Genomic DNA, 23,742 nt, shown 5'->3' with positions numbered 1-23,742 from the left:
GGCAGCGCTTCTGAATGAAAAATGTACGAACTGGTTAGTAAAGTCAATAGGCGCAATCGTTTCGTTGCCGCCGGTTTGACGAAATTGAGTCATGAAGCTGATTTGTGAGAAGTTTTCTTGAGTCAGGCCATCAGCGGCCCACCGCCTTATTCCGCAGACTTCAGAAAGGCGAGGATCATGTCGGAGATGATCTGCCGATGTCGCATCTTGTGTTCTTGCGCCATGAGGTCGCGGTTGAAAATCGCTCCGAACGTGTAGCGGTTTGAAACCCGGAAAAAACACTCGGCGCTAATCATCTGGTGAAGGTCAACGGGGTCTATTTTGCGCTTGAAAATGCCTGCCGCCGCGCCGCGATCCAGGATCGCCGCGATAATATCGATGACCGCGTAATTTGTTCTTTTCAGGACATCCGAACTCTTGAGATGTTCGGCGCGATGGATGTTCTCGATGCTGACCAACTGAACGAAGTCGGGATTGGCGTCATCATGGTCGAAGGTGTTGCCAATCAGGCTTCTCATCGCCGCTTCAGGATCGAGGTCTTCAAGATTGAGCCGGCTCTCGAGAGTTCGGATCTTGGCATATGCGCGCTCGAGAACGGCGAGATAGAGACCCTCCTTGCTGCCGAAATAGTAATAGATCATCCGCTTGGAGGTCTTCGTCCGGTCTGCGATCTGGTCGACGCGCGCGCCTGAGAACCCGGCGCTGACGAATTCCTCGGTGGCGACCGCGATAATGTTTTCCTTCGTGCCGTCCGGATCGTTCTTTCTCGTTATTCGCGTTTCGGCGCCCTGCATCGTCTATCGCTCTCCCCATCGTCCTGTCTGTGGGCCTAAGCCAATTCCGGCGCGTCGGCAAGTCAGCGTGACGGCATGCCCTCGGGGCGAATCCGCCGCTTCTGTGCAGCAATGCGGAATATCGCATTGGGCGCCCCGTAACCTTGGTAGCCGCGCCTTTCCACGACTTCAAAAAAGAAGCCTTCGCCGTAAAGCGGACTGTAGAGCTGGAAATACTCGCCATGCTCGTCTCGGTCATACAGAATGTTTGCCGCTCTGAGACGTTCTGCAAAATCCGGATCGAGACCGAACCGCGCCTCAACATCATCATAATAGTTCCGATTAATTTCGAGGGGGCGAAAGCCGTTGCGGGCCAAATTCTCGGCGGTTGCGAATATATCCTTCGTCGCGAAGGCGACATGCTGGACGGCCGCGCCGAAACTCTCCGCGAGAAAATGACCGGCCAGTGTTCTGCGGTTCTCTGCTCCGTTCAGGGTGACTCGAAATGTTCCGCTGGCGTTGGCCACCACCTGACTCCGCACGATTCCGGAGGGGTCAATAATATCGACAACAGGGGATTTCGAGACCTGAAAAAGCGAATTGTAGAACAAAACCATGGTCAGGAGGTCTTCATAGCGCACGGTTTGAGCAATGTGGTCGATCTGCTCCAGCCCTGTACTCACCACCTCCGGATCCTCTTCCACGGTCTCGAACTCGCGCTGCCATAGGTCGCTCAGCGGCAAAGAGTGGTCGAGAAAATAGTATATCCCGCCGTCTGGACCTTGGACGGCGGGGACTGTCGCCTCATCATCGGCCACGGGCTGGACGAAAGGTGCCGAGCCCAACGCGACAGCGCGGGCCATCGCCTCCTCGGCGTTACCGACCTCAAGGCCGAACGCGTAGGCCAAGGCGCCGTGAAGGCGGAAGGCGGCGCCGGCAAATCCTTGCTCCTCGGTGTTGATGACGAGCCTGATGTCGCCGAGAGTATAGAGGTCCACCTGTTTTGACTTGTGCCGCGCGGTGCGGCGAAAACCAAGCGTGCGCAGCATATCGACAAGGGCGCCGCTCTCTGCGGCGTCCGCGGCGAATTCGATGAAAGCAATGCGATGAACATCCTGCGGGGGAGGGATGGCCGGCATGCTCAGCCGGATATCCGGCTCAGCCCTTCTGACTTGATCGACAAGGTGCATAAGCGAGCGATGGCCGTCGGTCGCGATGGTCCGCGTTGAGCCACCGCGGAACTGATCATTGAAGATTTCCAGTGAGATGTAACCGTCATAACCCGTAGCTGCGACCGCCCGGGTAAAGCCGGAGACATCGAGATCGCCTTCGCCTGGCATGTTGCGGAAGTGTCGGCTCCAATAGAGAAGGTCCATGTTGAATAGAGGCGCGTCAGCTAGTTGGACAATGAAGATTTTTTCCTTCGGGATCGAGCGAATGGAATTGACGTCGATTTTCCGCGCGAGCGTGTGGAAGCTGTCGAGGATGAGGCCGACATTAGGATGATCGGCCCGGCGGACAATTTCCCAGGCGTCCCTGTGGTCGTTGATATGGCGCCCCCAGGCCAGCGCTTCATAGCCGACCCTCACCCCCATTTCGGCTGCAAGCTCTCCAAGCTGATGGAAGTCTGCAGCGGCGCGATCCAGACCGCCGATCGAGATCGGCGACACGTTGGAGCAGACCAGCACGAGTTCGGCGCCGAGTTCCTGCATCACATTGAATTTCCGCTTGGCGCGTTCGAATGTGCGGCTTCGATGCGGCTCGGGCATTCCTTCGAAATCCCGAAAAGGCTGAAACAGAGTTATCTCAAGCCCTTGGTCGTGCACCATCTGGCCGACCTCGCGTGGGGTGCGATCAAAGGCGAGAAGATCGTTTTCAAAAATCTCAACTCCATGAAAACCAGCCGCAGCGATTGCTCGCAACTTTGCGTCAAGTTCCCCGCTCAATGTTACGGTTGCGATGGACGTTTTCATACCCTCTCCTCCGGCTGGCCGCAGAAACCCTAGCACAAATTATGCCTAAAATAAACGAACTATTTCGTACATAAGCTAACTCAAAAAAGATGCCGGTTTATCTAGGCTAGAGAAGGTTGAGATTCACCCAGCAGAGCCGACCGGCCGTCTACAGCTCCAGTCTTTTACCAGATAAACGTCCTTCCATTCTGTCTCGGGTTGGCCCCGTTGAAATTAATCGAGAAAAAGAAATAAAAGAAGAACCATCTTTTATTACTATAATAAAATCTTACGGCAAATGCTGTGTTCTTTACATCTGTCTTCGGAGTTTCAGATGCTTAGACAGTATATTCAACAGAGCGCTGGTTCGATTTATATCAAGGCGTTTGATCATCGGCCCCTATCTTTTCATCCAATCCGGCACTCGCCATCACCGCTTGATCGCACTGAGTTGTCGGTCGAAATCAGATGGATCGAAGTAATCGCGCCATACCGTAATCTTGCCGCCGTCGACGGTCAGCGTGCCCATGACAGGCAGGGTGATCCGGCCGCCGCTTTCATGCGTGAAGATATCGATCCGCTCATTCAGGACGACATTGTCCGAAGCGGCCATGTTGACGACCCTCCAATCCACAGTGAAGCTCTTGCCGATCCCGAACTCAACGTGAAATTTACGGACATTGTCGCGGCCGACAATATCGGGGAAGGGGACATTGTCGTAAAGGACGTCGTCGGACAGCATGCCGAGAGCCTCTTCGATGCGATCGGCGCTCCAGTGATCAAAGAAGGTCTGCGCAATGTCTAAAGGGGTAGGGGACATGATCTGGATCCTCGATAGGTGAAGGGAAAGGGATGTGACTGCGCCTAGCCGATCTTGATGAGTTCGAGCCCGGGCAGGGCGCCGCCCGGATATTGCGCCAGCCGTGTGCCGAGCGACAGATCGCCGAGATCGATCCCGAAGAAGCCGAGCCTGTCGATAAGCCGGCCAACCTCGGCTTTAGCACTGCCGTCGTCACCGGAGAAGAACAGCACTCGCTTGCCTCCGTTGCTGGCCGGATCGCCGGCGACCAGATGCGGTTGGAGGTGATTGAAGGTCTTCACCACTCGTGCGCCGGGCACGAGATCGACAAAGACCTCCGACGAACTCCGTTCATGCAAATCGGCCGGTTTGAAGAGCGGCGCCTCGATCGGGTTATTGGCATCGATGACGATCCTTTCGTCGAAATTCGGCAGTCCCTTCAACGCTTCTGGCAGCTTGGACCAGTTGACGGCGACAATCACGATGTCTTTCGAAGCCGCCTCTTCTCGTGTGCCCGCGATAATTGAGGAACCGAGGGCATTGATGGCGTCCTTCAGGCTTTCGGGTCCTCTGCTGTTGGACAGCGTCGCTGGTATGCCGTTACGAGCCAGTGCAGTCGCAATCGCCGTGCCGATCTGGCCGGAGCCGATAATGCCGATGCTAGGCATGTTTCTTCTCCAGGTTTTGGGTTGCTGTTCAGGCTGTCAGGCCGCCATCGGCAACGATGTCGGCGCCGGTGATGAAGGCGGCCTCAGGGCCGGCGAGAAACGCGACAAGGCTTGCGATCTCGGACGGCTGTCCGTAACGCCCGATCGCCATGCCAGGGCCGACAATGGCCGCGATCGGACCGTTCGCCGGGTTCATGTCGGTGTCGGTTGGGCCAGGATGCACGGTGTTGACGGTGATGCCGCGCGGACCGAGGTCTCGCGCAAAGCTGCGGTTGAAGCCGCTAATTGCTCCTTTGGTCAGCGTATAGACCGACGCGGTGGGGAAGGCGGCATACCACGTCATGGATGAGCCGATATGAATGATGCGGCCGCCGGACGTCATGTGGCGGACGGCTTGCTGAGTGGCAACAAAGACCCCGGTGACATTGACGGCAAGCATCCGCTCATAATCCTCGAATCTGTACTCTTCGATTGGTGCGTTGATGGCAATGCCCGCATTGTTCACCAGGACATCCAGCCGTCCGAAGAGCTCCACCGTCTGCGTGACGGCCGCCCGCACGGCTTCGGGATTGCCGGCATCTGCCTTGATGGCAATTGCCCGTCCGCCCTGGGCCTCGATAGCCGTGACCACCTTCTGCGCCTGGTCCGGGGAAGCGCTGTAGGTGATCGCAACCGCTGCGCCATTGGCTGCCAGACGCTGTGCGATGGAAGCACCGATCGAGCGCGATCCGCCTGTGACCAGCGCGACTTTTTCTGCGAGGGGGTTCTGGGTCTGCACCATCTCTTTTACTCCGTGTGGTTCGATGGGCTCAACATGGCGTGATTATTCCCCCTTGATTAGCCGCCAATCCTTTGTAAGATTTTCAAGCAATGTTTGAAAGGCAGTCTATGGAAACGCTCGCCAATCTGGAATGCTTCGTCCGCAGTGCCGAGTGCGGCAGTTTTTCCGAGGCGGCTCGTCGTCTGTCGCTCACACCGGCCGCCGTCAGCCGGAATGTCGCCGTACTCGAGCAAAATCTCGGTCTGCGGCTCTTCCATCGCTCCACCCGCAGGCTGACGCTGACGGAGGCGGGTGAGACGTTCCGGCACTCCATTGCCGATCATCTGGAAGAGCTCCAGGCCGCAATCGCGCATGCGTCGACGACCGTGGGCGAGCCGGCCGGCACGCTGAAGGTCAGCCTGCCTCCGACCTTCGGCGTCACGCATATCCTGCCGCTCCTGCCGGGCTTTATGGAACGCTATCCGCATGTGCGACCGGAGTGGCATTTCGAGAACCGTCAGGTGGACCTGGTCGCTGACGGCTATGACGCAGCCATAGGCGGCGGCATAGAGCTTCTGCCTGGGCTGATTTCGCGCGCATTGGCGCCTGCTCACATTGTTCCGGTGGCCTCGCCGGATTACATGGCAAGGCAGATGCCGCCGGTTGATCCATCCGGACTGCAGGCATTGAACGGCATCGTGATGCGCTCACTGCGGACCGGTCGCATCCGTAACTGGACGATGCGCAATGCGGGCGGTGACGAGATGCCCGCTTCCCTTTCCGATACCATTGTGGTTAACGATCCGAACGCCATGCAGGAAGCCGCTCTGCTGGGGTTGGGCGTTGCTATGCTTGCCACGGCCGATGCGCTCGCGGCGCTGGAATCGGGGAGATTGATCCGGTTGATCCCGCAGTGGTATTGCGATGCCGGCGCCATCTCGATCTACTACGGTTCCCGTGCACTGGTTCCCGCCAAGACGCGCGTCTTCGTGGACTGGATTGCTTCTGCATTTAAGGAGCAGAGATTGGCGGAGCGCTTTGCTGCGAGTTTGCGTTGAGGCATCTCAGTTCACTTCGGGCTCTGACCCGTTCAACGATGATCGTTCTCAGGACAAGAGGCCTTTGGCGATTATCTAGAATCAACGGGTCGCCAGATCGATTTCGCTCAAGAGCAAAAAGAGGAAATATGTTGTTCGCCACTCAGATTTGGAGCTCGCGTTCCAAGATAAGCTTCGCTGACACGGTCATTTCGGTCTGCCCACGCTTCTGACCAATCCTGAAGTAACTTTTTTATGGGCGCACCGCGTGAGGTTAAGCCTCATAAGGGTGCGATGTTTCTGACAAAATCTGCCATCTCGGCAATGGTGTCATTGGTGACATAAGAATCCGGGAGTACGACAGGCCAAACGTGGGGCAGACCAGGGCGCACCGACATCGTGACAGTCCCTCCTTCACGAGCCAAACGTCCGGCGAATTCCACCGTATCCTCGCGCAGAACTTCGCTGCCAGAAACAGTCACCCAAAGTGGCGGGAAGCCGGCGAGCGATTGCGCGTGAAGCGGAGACGCGTAACCCTGCATCGGGTCCTGTCCCGCCAGATAGTGGTCGGCACAGGCGAGCGCGACTTCGCGCGAAAACATTTCGTCGCTATCCGCGCAGGCTTCGAAGCTCGCGCCTCTCGCAGTCAAGTCGAGCCACGGCGACAAGAGCAGTATGCCCGTCGACGGTATGCCCATGTCACACGCCAATAATGCAAGCGCGGCGGCCAGCCCGCCGCCAGCTGAGTCTCCACCCAGTAAGGGTGCATTCGATGTGATCTCATCGCCGGTCTGCGCGGCAAGGGTTCGGTAGACGCTGAACACATCGTGCAGCGCAGCTGGATAGGGATGCTCGGGTGCCAGCCGGTAGCCCGCTAGCACTATACGCAGACCCGCGCGCATCGCCAGCCGCGACGCCAGTCCAATATAGGTTGCCGGCTCGCCCACGCGGAAACCGCCGCCGTGCATATAGAGCATCGTCGCGCGTGCATGAGGCGGCTCGACTATCACGCAGGCGATCTCGCCAATGACGGCTTCAGTCACTCTGGCATCGGGGTCAATAAGCTGGGTCGCGCCGAAGGCCTGAAAGGCTTCACGCATTTCAAGAAGGGTTGCGTCGGCAGCAATTCCTGGGCGCAGTGAAGGCAATATCGCTTTGAGATCCTTGGTCATCTGCACTCCTATTCGTCAAACGTGGGCATTTTTGATTTTAGGGCATCGTCCCGCTGAATGGTCCGCCGATTGTCTGCGGTATTCATTCTTACCGCTGGTCGACGACGTGCCGTCACCGCGTGAACACGGTCTTGCCCCGGGTACGACCCGCGATCATGTTGCGGATCGCTTCACGAGCCTCCGTCATCGGCACGACTGCTCCGACCTCTGGCGTAATGTTGTTTGCGATGACGAACTGCATCATGGCCTTCATTTCCTCAAGCGTGCCCATAATGGTTCCGCGGATGTCGATCTGTTCGACGAAAATTCGCACCAGGTTAGTCTCGGCAAGGTGGCCAGTGGTGATACCGTTGATCACGACGACCCCGCCGCGTTTGACGGAGTTGAGACTGTGTTCCCAACTTGCGGTCCCGATATTATCAACGACAGCGTCTGCGCGCCGCGGTAGGGCGTCGCCATGTCGGAATATCTTGTTGGCTCCAAGACGTTCGGCGATGGCTGCCCCTTCATCGTTCCGGGTTGTGACCCACACGTCGAAGCCAGCGGCCCTGCCCATCTGGATAAGTGCGGTCGCCATGCCACCCGAAGCCCCCTGCACCAGCAATGTCTGGCCAGGCATCAGCCGGGATTTGGTAAAAAGCGAGCGATAGGCCGTGAGCCAGGCCGTGCCAAGCAGGGATGCGTTAAGGGGTGAGAGACCTTCAGGAATGGGTAATGCGTTGCGCTTCGGAACCGCGACATAGTCGGCCATCGTGCCGGGCACGAGCTCGCTGATAACGTGCCAGTGAGGATCGATCGTTTCGTCGCCCTTCCAGTCATCCGTTCCCATCACCGGATAAAGCACGACCGGCGTCCCGTCATCGAGCACTCCTGCGGCATCATTGCCCAGGATCATCGGGAAGGGGATAGGCTCCTCCTGGGAGGTCATCCCGCGTAGCGTGAAAACGTCGTGCCGGTTCAGGCTGGCGTGGGTTACCTTCACGCGCACCCAGCCCTCTTTGACGACCGGATCAGGTTGCTCTCCGACGACTACTGAGGCGAGCGGGTCGTTGAAATTGGGTTCTTTTCCATAGACGGCAAACATCGTCGTTCCTCTCAGCGAGAATTAAAAAGCTCGGCGCAGCGCTGGCACGCCAAGCGTGCTGGCCGGTCACTTACGTGGTCCCGTCGCCCGCATGCATGCAGGAGAAACGGAGCTCGAGCGTTTTGGCGTGCGGTTGTTGTTCTTGTGCCCCTGCGATTGAGATTGGCCTTTGCACGATGGCGGCTAATGAATGACGATCGTCGTCCTAGCGCCTGGATTCGAACTCTCCGTGACGTCGAAAGCAGCGAAGAGAATGATCGTTGACGATGCCGACCGCCTGCATCCATGCGTAGGTGATCGTAGGGCCGACAAATTTGAAACCGCGCCGCTTCAAGTCCTTGGAGATCGTCTCCGATAGGGGCGTAGTCGCAAGCCAGCTTTTCCCGTCACCAAGAACAGGAATACCTTTCGTGAAAGACCAGCAGAATTCCGAGAAATCCTCGCCGCGATCCTGCATCTCGCAAAAGATCTGTGCGCCCTTGATCGTGGCTTCGATTTTGGCCCGTGCACGTACGATGCCAGGGTCCGCCATCAACCGTTCAATATCCCGCTCGTCAAACGCAGCGACCTTGGCTGGATCGAAATCCGCAAAGGCGGCCCGAAATGCACTACGCTTGCGCAGGATGATGATCCAGGCAAGTCCTGCCTGGAACCCCTCTAGCATGAGCATTTCCCACAACATCCGCGGGTCGCGCTGTGGTACGCCCCATTCTGCATCATGGTAGTCCCGCATCAGCGAGTCGTCTTGGGCCCAACTGCAGCGCTCGCAGGATAAAGTGTCAAGCATCGTTAGAGCTCCCTTTCGATCGCCGCCAATAGGTGCCAACTGCTCCAATCAGCAATCTGCGACGGCTTTTCCCATGGTCAGAGGCACCCTAGTTACCGGCATTCGCTCTTGCGTGAATGCCGGTACGCACCCTTAGACGGTGCGGATCGTCCCGCCGTCGATGACAAACTCGGCGCCGTGGATTGCAGCAGCCCGGTCCGAGGCGAGATAGGCGATAAGGTCGGCCACCTCTTCCGGCTCCGCTCCACGCCCGATCGAGATCCCGCCCAAGACATCAAGCACGGACTGCCGCGCGTCCTCGATCGTGCCGCCATTGGCTTTCCGCAACATTTCGAGAAAGTCTCCAGTGGCATCAGTCATGATCCAGCCGGGAGAGACGGAGTTGACGCGTACCCCCTTGGGACCAAGTTCTTTCGAAATCGACTTGCTGTAAGTTCTCAGCGCGGCCTTCGCGGAAGCATAGCCTGTCGTGGACTCGGGCAGCGGCAGGACAGACTGGATGGAGGTGACATGGACCACAGTGCCCTTGCCGCGTTCTAGCATCTGAGGGATCATCAGGCGATCGAGACGGACGGTCGCCAGCAAGTTAAGATTCAGTTCGGCGAGCCAGTGGTCATCTGTCAGCGCGGCGAAGCCACCTGCCGGTGAGGCAGAGCCGCCGATAACGTGGGCTAGGATATCGATGCCACCCAGCCGCTCAAGCGCAACCTTGGCCAGGGCTTCGCTACCCTCCGCAGTGGTCAGGTCCGCCTGGACATATTCAACGCCCTCGATAGGATCCTTGATTGTGCGGGCGGCCGTGACGACACGAGCTCCGCCGGCGAGGAACCGCTGAACCGTTGCGCGTCCCAGACCTTTGGTGCCGCCGCTGATGAGGACTCGCTTGCCGGCGAACTCGTTGGGATCTGCCTGAATGCTCATATCGTTGTCTCCAGAACTTTGATGGCGTCATCCGCCAGCGTGAAACGATAGGTGAAGCGCAGTGGGCTGCCGGGGAATTCACCATGAGCGGGACCCTCAAGCACGACCTTGCCTTCTTCTTCCCGAGCAATATCGGGCTCGAAAATCGCCTTCACCGCGATTGCCTCGTCCCTGAGCAGCTTGCGGATTTCAGCCGGCCCCTCGTAGTGCTTGCCGTTGTCGATGAAGACGGCATCATCGGTGAAGTGTTTCATCATGCCCTCGAGATCGAGACGGGCATTCGCCTCGATATAGTCGGCAATCGGCTTGGGCAGGTTCAGTGACATGGTCATCTCCTGGGTGGTGATGACGCCAATTTAGCGTTGGACATTTCGCCCGATAAGCAAGATAAAACGCCATGAGGTATCACGGAAAACGGGACAATGACGCGTCACTCGTTGATTGAGCTTGAGGCAGTTCTCGCCATCGTCCGGTGCGGCTCGTTTCGAGCGGCTGCGACCGAACTTGGCATGTCGACCACGGCCATCAGCAATGCGGTGGGCAAGCTAGAGCGTCAGCTTGACGTACGATTATTCAATCGCACGACGCGCAGTGTCTCACTTACCTATGCGGGGCGGATATTTGTTGCACAGGTTAAACCGTCGCTTGAGGGTATCCAGAAGGCCATGAATACGGCGCGCTCCCAGCAGGAGACGCCGTCTGGCATACTACGGATAAACGCATTCGCCACGGCAGCGCGCGAAATCATGGCGCCGCTGGTTTTGACCTATTTGCAGCGCTATCCGCAGGTCCATATCGATATCGTGACCGAGGGCCGCCTCGTCGATGTCGTGGCGGCGGGCTTCGATCTGGGGATCCGAAGCGCGGATTTTGTGCCGAGCGACGCGATCGCCATTCCGCTCGGCAAGATGAGGCGCATGGCGATTGCCGCATCGCCCGCCTTTTTCGAAGGCAGGCCTGTCCCGCGAGTGCCACAGGAACTGCTCTCCTATCCTTGCGTTCGCGGGCGGCTCCCCGACGGCACATTGCTCCGATGGCGGTTCGAGAAGAGCGGCGAGGAACTGCAACTTGACGTCGAGGGGCCGATCACTCTTGACGAAGCATCCCTGGCGCGGATTGCGGTTACGAACGGCGTGGGGATCGGTTATTTCATGGAAGCCGATGTGCGGGATGACTTCGCCTCAGGACGGCTCGTGCGCATTCTCGACGACTGGACGCCACCGCTCGCACCGTTGTGCCTCTATTACTACAATCGGCGCAATTCCTCCGCGGCCTTCCAGGCCTTTATCGCGGTTGCGCGCGACTTCGCAGCCGGACGGCTTTCGCCACCCTAATCGAGCTACTGGGCGTCAGCGACGCTGCGCTTATGGCAGGTTGAACAGTGGCAATCATATCGTACAAAGCGGACACCCCGACCCGACCAGTCGGGGCGAGGCTTGTTTGTTACTAAGCACAACACTCCGGAATGGTCCGAAGCGGGAATAGTGAGACCGCGCCGAGTCCGTAAGGGAAGCGTGAGCAATTTATCCCTGTTTTCGCAATGCCCCGTCCACCTTTGTCCCGCTTATAGTGTCGACGGTCCTGCCTTATCTTCCAGTCAGTAGATCAATGAAGGTCAAAACCTCGCCAGAAGCGGCAGGGCGAAGGAAGGAGGTATCAATGCGACTCAATCGACGAAGACTCTTCAGGCCTCTTGAGGCGAACCGTATACGCGATCCAAATACCTAGCCGCTGCGTTCTCCGTTGAGTCGTCGATCCGAGGTCCAATAGTCTCGCCCTGCGGACCGCCGGCCTGGGTGTTCTGAAGGCTGTCTCGCTAAAGCCGCTGCAAGTCAGGTGGGCGCATCCCACCCGCCGATCTGCGAATAGATCGCGTCGCGCAGATGTCGAACGTCGCGGTTCAGAGCGCCGAGTTGCTGCGGTGTCTGCGTCGAGGCTGCGAGCAGAGTGTCGCTGAGGCAGCCTGCTTTATGTTGCAAGGCGTGACCCTGATCGGTCAGTGTGATCAGGACCTGCCTTTCGTTGCTGAGATTGCGTGTCCGTCGCACCAGTCCGGCGATCTCGAGACGCTTCAGAAGTGGCGTCAAGGTACTGGAATCCAGAGCAAGCTGATCAGCGATCGACACGACCGTCTGCTCGTCTTGTGCCCACAGGACGTTCAGGACGAGATATTGCGGGTATGTCAACCCAAGCTCGTCGAGGAGCGGTTTGTAAGCGCGCTGGATCGCGATACCCGCTGTGTAAATCGCATAGCACAGCTGGTCGCGCAGGGGCGGGGGATCATTGTGGCGTTGAGTCATTTTGATCTCCTATGACACCCTTATAACCTAACTTATCGCAATAATCAATATCGCGATAAGAAACATGTTGACGACCATCAGCGGATATGAAAGCTTACAGTTATCGCGATAATGGTTATCGCTAAAAGATAAGGAGAAAGCCATGACAAGCAAGACAATCACTACCGTTGCCGCAATCGCAGCTGCAGCCTCCCTTTCGGCCTCCCTTTCGGCCTCGCTGCCGGCAGGCGCTGAGACGTTACCGCAGGACCAGAATGTTAAGAACGTCGTCCTGGTCCACGGCGCGTTTGCCGATGGTTCCGGCTGGAAGGGCGTTTACGACAACCTCACAAAGCGCGGATATAGCGTCACGATCGTCCAGAACCCTTTGACGTCGCTGGCAGACGATGTTGCCGCTACAAAGCGTGCTCTCGAGCGGCAAGACGGTCCGGTCATTCTCGTCGGTCATTCCTGGGGCGGAACCGTCGTCACTGAAGCTGGCATTGATCCGAAGGTCGAGGGTTTGGTCTATGTCTCCGCTCTCTCTCCTGATGCCGGCGAGACGACGGGCCAGCAGTACGAAGGATTTGCGCCTGCATCTGAATTTGTTCTTGAAACCACCAGTGACGGTTTCGGCTATGTCAGTCCGGCAAAGTTCAAGGCCGGTTTTGCGCATGACGTCAGCGATGCTGAAGCAGCGTTCATGAGCGCTTCGCAGGTGCCGATCAACATGTCGGCTTTCGCCACGAAGCTCGAACATGCGGCCTGGCGCACCAAGCCCAGCTGGGCTGTTATCGCAACCGAAGACAAGGCGTTTGACCAGGCGATGTTGATCCATATGGCTGAGCGCATCAACGCCAAGATCACCAAGGTTTCGGCAAGCCATGCGCTGTTCATGACGCAGCCAGCTGTTATCGCCGATACCATCGATCAGGCCGCTAAGGCTGTCTCTGCGAAAGCGAAGTGACCCAACAAAGCCTCGGCAGGAAACAACCAGTTCTGCCGGGGTCTCTTTTCTGTCAATCAAGCTTGGCGGCGTTCCAAGCTTCTGATGCGGACCAGATTTGATGTGGCGTCGGCGATGGTCGTCATCGCCTCGCGCTCTGCATCGTTCAATTTTCGCGGCTTCACGTCGATGATACAAATGGAGCCGAGCATGAAGCCGAGGGGATCGCGAACTGGAGCGCCGGCATAAAAGCGAAAGCCGAACGGCTCTGACAGCGTTGGGTTCTCTGCAAGACCTTCACGCTTCGAAAGATCCTCAATCACCGTGAACTCATTGGCTATCAGTGTCTCATTGCAAAACGCCCAATCCCGAGGTGTCGAGATACCCTCAAATCCGACGCGGGACTTGAACCATTGCTCGCCCTCTGTGATCAGCGTGAACATGGCGACCGGAGCATTGGTTGCGTGCGCAGCCAAGCGAACCAGATGATCAAAAGCGAGTTCCGGTTCTGTGCCAACGAGGCCGGACTGGCTTACCGCTGACAGTCGCGCCTCTTCACTCCAGGGTATGCGAAAGGCGGGCGGCTGAGGAGATCTATGTCCTGTCGCACGTAACAATTCGACGAGCGATGCCGCCTCTGACCGCACACTATCCGTCATTTTTATCCGGACCCGATTGCCGCCCGATAAAATCGGTTGAGCCGCATAGCGTTCGGCCGCCTTGACGATGGTCGTATTGGCAAATCGGGGATCTCTTTCGATCGTCGACACCACCGCGCCGCGCTCGGCGTGATCCGCGTTCTCTATGACGATAAGCATGGGTGGGATGCTCGTCAGCCAGCTTTTGATGATTTCCGGGTCTTCGGCCACATCAACGAGCAAGCCCAGTGCCGGTAAACCGGACTCCCGCCATCGTTCTGTTCGCCCCTCACCGGCGAAAACAATCGCATGCGCCCGTACAACCGGTTGCTCGTGAACGGGGTTTTCGATCAGATCCAGGACCGCCTCGCGCGGAATCCGCCGATGTCCGCCAGGCGTCTTCCACGACGGCAGCTGGCCACTTTCAACCCATATCTGTGCGGTCCTGGTTGATACTCCGAGCAGCTGCGCAGCCTTTGCTGTGGTCAAAACATCTTTCACATCACGGTCCACTTCTGAAGACGGTGATATAGTAAAAAATGCTAGATTTGCAACAAACCTCATCGAGTGAGCTTCCCGCAACTTAGATAGGTGCCTTGAGCGGACGATATGCTTTTTCATAAAGTTTCTGTCCGGCGAACCGAAGCAAGGCGCTTCTCACCGGGCCGGGCAGCCTGCGCATCTTGTCGCGTGCAGAACCTTGACGATGAACCCAATCCACACGGGGTTTCCGCCTCGCTTCGAAGCGTGCGAGGGCCTTCGGAATGTCCCTATCGACCGTCAATTCTTGCGCAAGGACAATGGCGTCCTCGAGCGCCATTCCTGCACCTTGTGCCATACTTGGCGGTGAAGCATGGGCAGCATCCCCCACAAGAACGATACGATTCCGGTAGGACGTGGTCATCTGCAGTCGGACCAGTTCGCTGAAATGGATATTTGCGTCAGCGGACATCGTCAGCGCAGGCAGCAGGGGACCAGCAACATCCTTAAACAATGCCTCCAAGGGCGTTGCCGTCGAATAGTGTTCGAGATTAGCCCGATCAACCGTCAAGTCCGCGTACACGTATAACTCGAAGTTGGAGACCGCGATACCGAGCAGACTTCTATTGGCTGCCAGCATGACCGTCCAATCCTTTAGCCCGCAGGTGTTGGGGACGAGATACCGCCAACAAACGTTTCCGACGTACGCCGGACGCGCCGCCTCAGTAAATGCGATGTCACGCACCGTCGATCTAACACCGTCCGCGCCGATTACCAGATCATAACTGCCTGATCCACCGTCGGCGTAGTTTACTCTGCAACCCTCGCGGTTCGAGCCTACGTCAACGATTTGCCGAAATTCGATGTCTTCAGGGGCCACGGAAGACATCAACAGATCCCAAAAAATCGACCGCTTGATCGATCTGCACGGACCTACCTCGCGCCAGAAATCCTCAGTTTCCACCACGTTGTATTGGCGCCCGCGCTGATCACAGAACCGCTGATGAAGGATCGGATGTGACCGATCTAGTACGGGTTGAGCCAACCCCAGTTCTTTGACCGCCCGCATGGCGTTGCCTGGCAAAAACAAAGCAGCGCCGCCCACACCGGCAAAATTACTCCGCTCTACGATCGTCGCCTTTACGCCACGCAGGGAGAGCGCGCGGTGCATCGCCAGTCCGGCGATGCCCGCACCCACTATCAGTATTTGCATTACAGTCATCCTTTGAGGATTGGTAAGTCAGATAAAAGCGCCCCGCGAGAGCATTCGGCAAACGCCTAGCAGTCGATTTTCTCGACAGTCAGCATCCAGGTCACCAGGTAACCCGGCATTCCGTTGTCCGGCGGACAAACGCGTGGCCGATGAAGGTCGGCCGCGTCTTGAGCATCATGTCGGGTAGTCGCTCGGCAAGTACATTCAGGCCTTCCTCCAGCTCTGCTCGTCCCAAGGCTTCAGCTACGCATTTATGCGCACCGCCACCGAATGCGAGGTGCGAGGGCACGAGATCCGACCGGAAGATGTTGAAGCAATCCGGTTGGTCGAACATGCGCTCATCACGCAGGGCAGACATCGACGAGAGGATCACCAACTGTCCGGCCGGGATGATCCAGCCGTCGACATCGATATCATCGGTAGAGAGTCTTACCACGCCGGCGATGCCCGGCTCAAAGCGAAGTGATTCGGAAACAGCGGAGGAAGCGAGGGCTGGGTTCTCACAAACCGCCTCCCACTGCGCTCTGCTGGAAAGAAGATTGGCGGTCTGAGCCACCATTGCGGCTCGCACTGACTCCGTTCCGCCGATTATGAGCTGTACGAGCTGGACAATCACTTCCGTGTCCGACACGTCTTGATCGGCATCCACCATCGCAAGATATCGTGAGAGAAAGTCGCCAGATTGGCCTTTCCGTTTGCTGGCCAACAAGGCCTTGAGAAATTCCTGCACTCGTTTGGCAGCGTATTCGGCTTCGCCGATAGCCGCAGGCGAAGCGTCTGGCCTGAAAAACTCGTTCATCTGATCGATGTCCCGCATAAAGGCCGGGACTTCGAGATCGGGGAGCCCGAGCATGCCAGCAAGTGCGAGGATCGGCAATTTGGCGGCATAGTCGCGTCCCAATTCCACTTCACCAGCTTGATGGTAGCCATCGATCAGTTTGTGCGCCGCCTTGCGCACCGAAGTCCGAAATTCGCTGATAACCTCGCCTGCAACCGCTCTCGATATGGCACGACGCCGACGCTGATGATCATGCCCGTTTGCTGTAAGCATCCCATGTTGGAAAATGTCGAATAGCGCTCCTTGGGTCATTCCGCCATGTGCCGGAATTGCAGTCCCAGTCGCAGATAGCCTCGAGTCCTCTGATAAGCGAGTGACATCGGCGTGCCGCAGAACGATATATCCGCCGGCTTCGAGGGTCGCGATCGGGTAGGAAGCACGGTAGCGCTTGAACGCATCGTGTGCATTGTCGTCTATCTCTGCCGACGAGATCGTCGGCACGATAAGGGTCAACTTTTCCACGTTGACGTTCCTTTCTGTTTGTTGGCCCCGCCCATCCCATAAGAGGCGTGCAAGACGGTTTCTCAGTGATCTTGAGAAGATGTGACTTGCCAAAGCCGAGCGATGTCTCATTGGCATTGCCATGGTTCGTGTCCAGGCGCATCCGCTGAGGCTGGAAGCCACGCACCCATGGCTTCCAGAACGCTTCACGCAGACACACCCCGCGCGGCAGGGCTTATGGTGCTTAGCCCAGTGCAACCTGCTGCACTTCCGTCAGCCCGTGCTGCGCGCGGATCAGGTCGGCGGCCCGTTCTCCGATGACCACGCAGGGAGCCATCGTGTTGCCGGTCGTGATACGGGGCAGGACGGACGCATCTGCGATTCGGAGGCCTTCTATTCCGTATACTCGGAGCTCGTTATCGACGACCGACATGCTGTCGCGACCCATTTTAGCCGTGCAGGCCTGATGCCAGTACGTCACCGCTGACTTGCGAATGAAATCGATCATTCCGGCTCGATCTCGGGCACCAGGTGCAGTTTCACCGCTCACAAGTTGGCCGAAAGACGCGTTGTTACCAACGTCTCGGCATAGCTCGACCGCAGCTAGTGCGGCAGCCATGTCTTCGGGCTCGCTTAAGGAGTTTGGCTCGATATGGATCGGGTCGTTCGCCTCAGGACCGCACAGGCGCAATCGTCCGCGACTTTTGGGCTGCGCGAGACCGGCAAACATCGTCCAGCCATGTTGAGGAGTTGCGATCCCCGCCTCAGCAGGCGCGGGCACTGGAAACTCAAGCTGGCATTGTAGGATATCGGGGTGGCTGAGGCTGGCGTCGCTTTTCCAATATAGCGTAGCCTCGCAACCACTACCGCCGACACCCTGCGGCTCGCGGTATGCCCAGGTGCAACCAAACGCGAGGTGGTCCTGATGGTTGCGACCGACTCCTGGGAGATGCTGGACAACGGCAATACCATGCGGGCGCAGCTCATCTTCATGACCAATGCCAGATTGCATCAAGACTTTTGGCGTATGGATCGCACCCAGGGACAAAATCGTCTCATGCCGCGCACGGAATTGCCGACGCTTCCCACCGACCACAGCTTCAACGCCGACAACTTTCCGACCCTGGAATAGGAGCCGCGTCACAAGTGCGTCCGTGAGAATCGTCAGGTTCGGCTGAGTCATTAGAGGGCCGACGTACGAGCGGAAGACCGATTGACGTTTACCATCCTTGATCCGCAATTCTGCAATGGAGGCACCGCCCGCGCTCTCCATCATTTCACCGTTGGGGGTATCAAAGACCGGAATACCCACCGTGCCGGCCGCCTCGATCAGCGCTTGAGCGATCGGCTGGGGTGTGTCCGGCTGTGTCACGTGGACTGGGCCTCCTTTGCCCCGGCGGAGCGGGTCGGCTGCACCTGTCCAGTCTTCGATCCGACGATAGTAGTTGAGCACCGATTGATATCCCCAACGCTCGTCACCTGCTTCAGATGCGAAGTGGTTCCAGTCCTCTTTGTGCCCCCGTGCCCACACCATCACATTGATGCTAGACCCGCCACCAAGCCCTTTGCCCATGCTGAGCGGCAGACGTCGGCCACCAAGTCCGGGAGTCGGTTCTCCGAGGAAGCCCCAATCCCGTTCCGTGCCAAGGTTGAGTGGCCAATGCGCCGGGTTCGAGACGCTTTCGGCTTCGTCGTTACCTCCCGCTTCGATCAGCAGGACACGCGCTTGTCCGTCTTCGGCCAAACGAGCGGCGACCACCGAGCCGCTGGTGCCAGCGCCACAGACGATAAAGTCAAAATCACTTTGGTCGTTTGGCGACGGTTCGTTGCGGCTCTCACGCTGAATTACGACATCTCGATCGGAGAATTTGGTCTGGTCCATCACTGGATACTCCTGTTGTTGACACCTGGGCAATACGTGTCCAGAGTTTCAATTACAACAAAAATATCAAATATATCATATTTACGAATGATCACGTTTTCTCGACTAGGGATGGCGGCGCAGAGTTTGCTGCAGCTGTTTGTAGTGAAAAACGGGCGATGGACTTCGTTTTCCGCAGCCGGTGGGGCAAACGAAAAGCGTCGAAATCTGCTGTTCCCGCGGCCACGACTAGACGATGGACGGTGAGCGCACTTCCATCGGAATAGCCGCCAATGCCACGGGTTGAGTGGGGCCGATGGCCGACAGAATTGATGACGCGTGAGAAAGCGGGAGGTGAGTTGAGTTCGAAATCAGGATCGAGGCTGTGTATCCCGAGTTCGGCCACCGCTGCTTGCAACGTGGGCATGAAGCCTGCCATGAAGGCACCGCCCAAGCCAAGTAGCCAATCTAACGGTTTAACCGGAGCTCAGGCCGACGCCGATGCCCCTCGCGCGGACCGTGCCTTGGGCACTGCGACATACCGCCCTGTCGGCACCCTTGATGGCTTGGACGTCATGGGTTTAGAAGCCGGCAATTATCAGCAGCGCGGCGAAGATGTGCTAATACCTGGCTTGTCCAATTGGTTACGAGGCGATGACACCGCTCCCGTCGCCGTTACCGATAGGGGAGCAGCTCCTGCCATCACCTGTCCGACGGAAGCCCCCGTATCTGTCAGCTGCCGGAGAGGCCGAGTGTCCGCCGGGTAGTCCGCATGGCCTGTTCGAAGGGATCATCCGTGCGAACGATCCGCGCCATCACGCTGGCGCCAATCCAGAGGCTGTAGAGTGAGGCAGCAACCTGTTGCGGGCTATCATCAATGGTGAGTGAGCCTTCCTTCTCGCCGGACACAATCGCGTCCGCCAACCGTGCGATGACCCGCTCGGTGCCAACTTTGAGGGCAAGGCGCATTGCTTCTGAAAGGTCTGCGACCTCAGGGCCAAGCTTCACCGCCAATCCACGCTCTTGAAAATCATCTTCACCACTGTAAGGGCTCCAATTCCGCCACCAATGGGTCAGGCGCTCGGCCATGGTCAGATCTGGCATAGAACATGCAGCATCCATCTCGACATGATAGCGGTCGAAATAGGATTTTAGCACTGCCTCACCGAACGCATCCTTGGAGGAGAAGTAATGATAGAAGGACCCTTTCGGGACTCCGGCATTGCTAAGGATCTCATTGAGCCCGACGGCCGAAAAGCCTTTTTGAGCCATGATTTTGCGTCCTGCCTTCAGGATTGTCGCGCGCGTATCTGTTTCCGGCATTCTTGGTTTCATCATATGCAGATAACGCCCGGTTCACCTGGCGTCCACAATCGTTGAGCTACAACCGAAGAAAAACTTCCAAAAATAAAAAGATTTGCACCTATAGACGACCGGTCTAATAGCGCGTACATACCCTCTCGGATGCGCCAAGCCTCTGGATGGCGCGGCGGTGTCGTCGTGCCTTTCCATACCCCGCAGCTATCGAATACAAATGGAGAATTAGATGTCAGATCGAACCGGTTTTGCAGTCGTCAAAGAATTTTATGACAGTTTCGTACGTGGCGATATCGATGCCGTCGTAGCGACTTTAAGTGACGATTTGGATTGGAGAGAATCAGAAAATTTCTTGCTGGGGGATCGCAACCCGTACCTGTCCCCCGCTGCTGTCGTAGAAGGCGTTTTCGGCCGTATCGCGAAGGAGTTTCAGGATTATAAGGCTGGCCCTACCGAGTTAATCGACGGTGGCAATGTTGTTGTGGCCGTGGGCCGATCGAAAGGCATCATGGCATCGACCGGAAAGCCGTTTGACGCGCAGTATATGCATGTCGTGCGCGTTGCCAACGGCAAGATCGTCAGTTTTCATCAGCTGATCGACACGCTGGAAATTTGGCGTTCGCAGCAGATCGACTGATCGCAAATCATGGGCGGGGCAGGGTAGGCCTGTGACGATCACCCGTTCCTTCGCCACACTTCTCTTGCCATCGTAGAAGATGCCGTAGCCAATGCGGCGCCTTTACTATCCCATCTCAATGCGGCGCCCGCATGCATCTACCGTCATATCGGACGGGTGATACGGGCGAGCCGGTGAGAACCAAAGCCAAATATCATGAAGGTAGGTCGCGAGACGGGCTACCTCATGTTGAACGAAGGAAATTTCGATGACCCTTGTAGGGAAGAAGGCGCTCGTAACCGGCGGCAGCCGTGGCATCGGCGCAGCAATCGCCAAGACGCTTGCAACTGATGGCGCTGATGTCGCGATCACGTACGAAAAGTCGAAGGATCAAGCCGATGCGGTTGTGGCCGATATCAAGCGGCTCGGCCGTTTCGCCGTGGCGCTCAAGGCAGACAGCGCGGACATCGGGGCGATTCAGACCTCGGTCGACAGGGCGGCCGCAGAACTCGGTGGCCTCGACATCCTCGTGAACAACGCAGGGATCATTCGGATGAACGATCTCGCCGATATTTCGATCGAGGATGTTCAGGCTCTGTTAGATGTCAACGTGCGCGGACCGATCATCACAAGCAAGTTTGCCTTGGCCCACCTAAAGGAGGGCGGTAGCATTATTACGATCGGCAGCTTCTTCGCAGATCGAGTGCCGTACGGCAGCCTCGGCGTCTACGCCGCTACGAAGTCTGCTCTTACCGCCTTCAATCAAGGACTTGCACGCGAACTCGGGCCTAAGGGCATTACCGCGAACATCGTCCAGCCTGGCTCGATCGATACGGATATGAACCCGGCCCACGGTCCCTTTAGTGATCCGATGCGCCAGCTGACCGCTTCGGGCCGCTTTGGTGAAGGTGTTGAGATCGGGCACGCAGTCGCCTATCTGGCCAGTGAAAAGGCTCGATACGTCACCGGCACAACGCTGACAGTGGATGGAGGCGCTAACGCCTGAGCGGAATGAGTACGCCCGGCGGGATTCTCGCCGGGCTGCCAGGATGGATCGATGAAACTGTAATTTGCTCCTTAAGTCGAGTTCTGGCTCGTAGCGATTTCCTCGACGGGATTTGACCTCTCCGCGATCACTCTAACTGCAAGAGCCGCACTCTTTGCGACCGCGACAAGACGCTCAGTCGACCAGCCCTGTCGAGCGTACGCGGACAACCCTTGCATGACGCACGCCACCAAGTCGCTGACTTGCTCCGCCATATCCGGTCGCGATATGGCAACCAGTTCGCGCACGCGACCGCGGCCACCCTCGGCGAGCTTTGTTGCCGTGTTCGCTGCGTCGGCATCGCTGCAGTTCCGCGTTGCGTCGAGTATAAGACAGCCTTTTGCGGCGTTATCTTCGCTGTACGAGACGGCGCGAGCTATAAGGAACTTCTCAATTGCCGCGATGGGGTCCTGCTCGACTATCAACTCGTCGATCGAAAGAGCAGAGGCGTTGTAACGGTTTAAAATCTGTTGGAAGAAGTCTGCTTTGCTGCCGAATGCGGCATAGAAGCTGGGAGCAGCGATGTTGAGCGCGTAAGTCAGGTCCGACAGGGAGACCCCGTCGAAGCCGCGCTCATGAAAAAGCCTCTCACCTACTACTAGCGCCCTTTCCACGTCGAACGATCGTGGCCTTCCGGGTCGACCAGATTCTTTATCGCGCACTAAAAAACTCCTTGCGACTTATCTGTTTCGTATATATATAGTGCGCACTAAAGAATTGCGCAACACGATTATCGGTCCGTCAATATTAGGCGAAACGCATGTAGCGCCGATCTGCCCTGCCTCATCTTCGGCCATTATTAAGGACACGTCTCATGGAAAGCCGGAAAATCAGTGAACTCAATTATCCACAGGAAAAGCGTGAACATGCGGCATGGGGTGCCGTCGTCTCGTTGGCCCTTGGCGTCTTTGGTCTAGTGACGGCAGAGTTTCTGCCGATTAGTCTCTTGACGCCGCTGTCCGAAGATTTGGGCATCAGCTCCGGCATGGCCGGACAATCCATTACCGTCACGGCTCTGGTAGCGGCGATCGCGGCGCCAGGCGTCGTCATCGGCACCTGCAATATCAACCGGCGCTGGACGCTGTTCGCTCTGACTATCACGCCTATTATTTCCAGCATGCTGGCTGCTTTTGCCACAGGTCTGGTCACACTGTTCGCCTCACGCGTGCTTCTGGGCATTGGTCTCGGCGGCTTCTGGGCCATGGCGGGGGCGCTGGCGTTGCGTTTGGTGCCGTTGCATCTTCTGCCACGCGCCATGGCCATCATCCTTACCGGCGTTTCGCTTGCGACCGTCTGTGCCGCACCTGCCGGGGCGTGGATCGGCGCCACGCTTGGTTGGCGGGCTGCCTTCGTCATCGCTGCCATTGTTGGCATTGTGGCGATTGTCACGCAGATGCTCACCGTTCCGTCTTTGCCGCCTGCCGGTGCGCCAAGTCTCGGCACAATGCTGAAGCTGCTGCAACGTCCGCGTATCCGCGTGGGACTGCTTACGATCGTCTTCGTCATGTCAGGCCATTTCGCAGGCTACACCTATGTGCGTCCCTTCCTCGAGGATGTGCCGCATATGGGCGTCGAAACCATCTCGCTGGTGCTGCTGATCTATGGTGTCAGTGGGTTTTTCGGTAATCTCTTCGGTGGCTTCATGTCGGAGCGCAGCACCACTTGGTCGGTCATCATCGCAGCCATGCTGATTGCGGTGTCGGCTTCGGTCCTGGCAATGGCCGGCTCTTCACCTCTCGTGGCAGGTCCTGCCATTGCCGCCTGGGGCTTCGGCTTCGGCGCGGCACCTGTCAGCGTTCAAAGCTTCATCACCAAATCGGCCCCGGATGAGGCGGAAAGTGCTGGAGCGCTGATGCTGACCACGATCCAGATCGCTATTTCCGGCGGAGCCCTTCTCGGCGGCTTGCTGATTGATCTTCAGGGGCCGGTTATGGTGTTCGTCTTCGTTGCTGTCGCAACCCTGCTCGGCGCATCCGTCATGGCCTCGCGCAGGGGCATGTTGCTGCGCACCGAACCGTCGCAGCCTTGATCGGAACGCCTAGAGCGTTCCCATTTACGCAGTAACGGTCGAAGAAATCCTACCTGATCTCGCGACGCTGTCCGTCTGGAGTCCAA

General features: G+C 57.6%; 24 protein-coding genes. 6 read left to right on the top strand and 18 right to left on the bottom strand.

The window, feature by feature from the left end; all coding sequences use genetic code 11:
* Nucleotides 1-146: 146 nt before the first annotated feature.
* From OCK01_RS25045 to OCK01_RS25025, 5 genes are all read right to left on the bottom strand, one after another.
* Complete coding sequence (locus OCK01_RS25045) at nucleotides 147-794, bottom strand: TetR family transcriptional regulator (RefSeq protein ID WP_182829499.1); 648 nt, start codon at nucleotides 792-794, stop codon at nucleotides 147-149.
* Between the two features lie 62 nt (nucleotides 795-856).
* A complete protein-coding gene (locus OCK01_RS25040; protein ID WP_263826319.1) occupies nucleotides 857-2,746 on the bottom strand; it encodes a bifunctional sugar phosphate isomerase/epimerase/4-hydroxyphenylpyruvate dioxygenase family protein in 1,890 nt (629 codons plus the stop codon).
* A 409-nt stretch (nucleotides 2,747-3,155) separates the two neighbouring features.
* On the bottom strand, nucleotides 3,156-3,545 hold the full coding sequence (locus tag OCK01_RS25035) for a limonene-1,2-epoxide hydrolase family protein (protein WP_263826318.1): 390 nt from the start codon (nucleotides 3,543-3,545) through the stop codon (nucleotides 3,156-3,158).
* Between the two features lie 44 nt (nucleotides 3,546-3,589).
* Nucleotides 3,590-4,192 (bottom strand): NADPH-dependent F420 reductase, encoded by a 603-nt coding sequence (locus tag OCK01_RS25030; protein ID WP_412179070.1) that lies wholly within the window; start codon nucleotides 4,190-4,192, stop codon nucleotides 3,590-3,592.
* A 28-nt stretch (nucleotides 4,193-4,220) separates the two neighbouring features.
* Nucleotides 4,221-4,973, bottom strand: a complete 753-nt coding sequence (locus OCK01_RS25025; protein ID WP_318530261.1) for a 3-oxoacyl-ACP reductase family protein — start codon at nucleotides 4,971-4,973, stop codon at nucleotides 4,221-4,223.
* A 107-nt stretch (nucleotides 4,974-5,080) separates the two neighbouring features.
* On the opposite strand from OCK01_RS25025, the gene OCK01_RS25020 reads away from it, so the two are divergent.
* Nucleotides 5,081-6,010, top strand: a complete 930-nt coding sequence (locus OCK01_RS25020) for a LysR family transcriptional regulator (protein WP_263826317.1) — start codon at nucleotides 5,081-5,083, stop codon at nucleotides 6,008-6,010.
* 260 nt (nucleotides 6,011-6,270) lie between these two features.
* Here the strand turns inward: OCK01_RS25020 and OCK01_RS25015 are convergent, their stop codons facing one another.
* The 5 genes from OCK01_RS25015 to OCK01_RS24995 form a co-directional block, all read right to left on the bottom strand.
* A complete protein-coding gene (locus OCK01_RS25015) occupies nucleotides 6,271-7,161 on the bottom strand; it encodes an alpha/beta hydrolase (RefSeq protein ID WP_263826316.1) in 891 nt (296 codons plus the stop codon).
* 112 nt (nucleotides 7,162-7,273) lie between these two features.
* On the bottom strand, nucleotides 7,274-8,245 hold the full coding sequence (locus OCK01_RS25010; RefSeq protein WP_263826315.1) for a quinone oxidoreductase family protein: 972 nt from the start codon (nucleotides 8,243-8,245) through the stop codon (nucleotides 7,274-7,276).
* 205 nt (nucleotides 8,246-8,450) lie between these two features.
* The gene (locus tag OCK01_RS25005; protein WP_263826314.1) at nucleotides 8,451-9,032 is read right to left on the bottom strand and encodes a DNA-3-methyladenine glycosylase I; all 582 of its coding nucleotides are present in this window, start codon (nucleotides 9,030-9,032) and stop codon (nucleotides 8,451-8,453) included.
* A 132-nt stretch (nucleotides 9,033-9,164) separates the two neighbouring features.
* Complete coding sequence (locus OCK01_RS25000) at nucleotides 9,165-9,953, bottom strand: SDR family oxidoreductase (RefSeq protein WP_263826313.1); 789 nt, start codon at nucleotides 9,951-9,953, stop codon at nucleotides 9,165-9,167.
* Nucleotides 9,950-10,279: a nuclear transport factor 2 family protein gene (locus OCK01_RS24995; protein WP_263826312.1), complete on the bottom strand. Its 330-nt coding sequence runs from the start codon at nucleotides 10,277-10,279 to the stop codon at nucleotides 9,950-9,952. The genes OCK01_RS25000 and OCK01_RS24995 overlap by 4 nt, the downstream gene beginning before the upstream one ends.
* A gap of 96 nt (nucleotides 10,280-10,375) precedes the next feature.
* Between OCK01_RS24995 and OCK01_RS24990 the strand changes: the two genes are divergently transcribed.
* Nucleotides 10,376-11,287, top strand: a complete 912-nt coding sequence (locus tag OCK01_RS24990) for a LysR family transcriptional regulator (RefSeq protein ID WP_263826311.1) — start codon at nucleotides 10,376-10,378, stop codon at nucleotides 11,285-11,287.
* A 498-nt stretch (nucleotides 11,288-11,785) separates the two neighbouring features.
* On the opposite strand, the gene OCK01_RS24985 is transcribed toward OCK01_RS24990, so the two are convergent.
* On the bottom strand, nucleotides 11,786-12,253 hold the full coding sequence (locus tag OCK01_RS24985) for a MarR family winged helix-turn-helix transcriptional regulator (protein ID WP_263826310.1): 468 nt from the start codon (nucleotides 12,251-12,253) through the stop codon (nucleotides 11,786-11,788).
* A gap of 142 nt (nucleotides 12,254-12,395) precedes the next feature.
* Here OCK01_RS24985 and OCK01_RS24980 point away from each other — a divergent pair, with 142 nt between their 5' ends.
* The gene (locus OCK01_RS24980; RefSeq protein WP_263826309.1) at nucleotides 12,396-13,199 is read left to right on the top strand and encodes an alpha/beta fold hydrolase; all 804 of its coding nucleotides are present in this window, start codon (nucleotides 12,396-12,398) and stop codon (nucleotides 13,197-13,199) included.
* Between the two features lie 56 nt (nucleotides 13,200-13,255).
* On the opposite strand, the gene OCK01_RS24975 is transcribed toward OCK01_RS24980, so the two are convergent.
* The 6 genes from OCK01_RS24975 to OCK01_RS24950 form a co-directional block, all read right to left on the bottom strand.
* A complete protein-coding gene (locus OCK01_RS24975) occupies nucleotides 13,256-14,437 on the bottom strand; it encodes a helix-turn-helix domain-containing protein (protein ID WP_263826308.1) in 1,182 nt (393 codons plus the stop codon).
* Nucleotides 14,400-15,509 (bottom strand): FAD-dependent monooxygenase, encoded by a 1,110-nt coding sequence (locus OCK01_RS24970; protein WP_263826307.1) that lies wholly within the window; start codon nucleotides 15,507-15,509, stop codon nucleotides 14,400-14,402. The genes OCK01_RS24975 and OCK01_RS24970 overlap by 38 nt, the downstream gene beginning before the upstream one ends.
* A 100-nt stretch (nucleotides 15,510-15,609) precedes the next feature.
* Nucleotides 15,610-16,809, bottom strand: a complete 1,200-nt coding sequence (locus OCK01_RS24965) for a cytochrome P450 (protein ID WP_263826306.1) — start codon at nucleotides 16,807-16,809, stop codon at nucleotides 15,610-15,612.
* 223 nt (nucleotides 16,810-17,032) lie between these two features.
* A complete protein-coding gene (locus OCK01_RS24960) occupies nucleotides 17,033-18,670 on the bottom strand; it encodes a GMC family oxidoreductase (protein ID WP_263826305.1) in 1,638 nt (545 codons plus the stop codon).
* Between the two features lie 91 nt (nucleotides 18,671-18,761).
* Entirely contained in the window at nucleotides 18,762-19,088 is a 327-nt protein-coding gene (locus OCK01_RS24955; RefSeq protein ID WP_263826304.1) for a hypothetical protein, read from the bottom strand.
* Between the two features lie 293 nt (nucleotides 19,089-19,381).
* Entirely contained in the window at nucleotides 19,382-19,972 is a 591-nt protein-coding gene (locus OCK01_RS24950; protein WP_263826303.1) for a TetR/AcrR family transcriptional regulator, read from the bottom strand.
* A gap of 223 nt (nucleotides 19,973-20,195) precedes the next feature.
* Between OCK01_RS24950 and OCK01_RS24945 the strand changes: the two genes are divergently transcribed.
* Both OCK01_RS24945 and OCK01_RS24940 read left to right on the top strand, forming a co-directional pair.
* On the top strand, nucleotides 20,196-20,603 hold the full coding sequence (locus OCK01_RS24945) for a nuclear transport factor 2 family protein (RefSeq protein ID WP_263826302.1): 408 nt from the start codon (nucleotides 20,196-20,198) through the stop codon (nucleotides 20,601-20,603).
* Nucleotides 20,604-20,850: 247 nt separating this feature from the next.
* Entirely contained in the window at nucleotides 20,851-21,588 is a 738-nt protein-coding gene (locus OCK01_RS24940; protein WP_263826301.1) for an SDR family NAD(P)-dependent oxidoreductase, read from the top strand.
* 71 nt (nucleotides 21,589-21,659) lie between these two features.
* Here the strand turns inward: OCK01_RS24940 and OCK01_RS24935 are convergent, their stop codons facing one another.
* Nucleotides 21,660-22,289, bottom strand: a complete 630-nt coding sequence (locus OCK01_RS24935; protein WP_263826300.1) for a TetR/AcrR family transcriptional regulator — start codon at nucleotides 22,287-22,289, stop codon at nucleotides 21,660-21,662.
* Between the two features lie 152 nt (nucleotides 22,290-22,441).
* On the opposite strand from OCK01_RS24935, the gene OCK01_RS24930 reads away from it, so the two are divergent.
* Nucleotides 22,442-23,656 carry an MFS transporter gene (locus OCK01_RS24930; RefSeq protein WP_263826299.1) on the top strand — a complete coding sequence of 405 codons (1,215 nt, stop codon included), beginning with the start codon at nucleotides 22,442-22,444 and terminating at the stop codon, nucleotides 23,654-23,656.
* Nucleotides 23,657-23,742 lie beyond the last annotated feature (86 nt).

The organism is Rhizobium sp. TRM95796, from assembly GCF_025779995.1.
In the GTDB taxonomy this organism is placed as follows: domain Bacteria; phylum Pseudomonadota; class Alphaproteobacteria; order Rhizobiales; family Rhizobiaceae; genus Rhizobium_E.
This window is presented reverse-complemented; position numbering and strand designations above follow the sequence as displayed.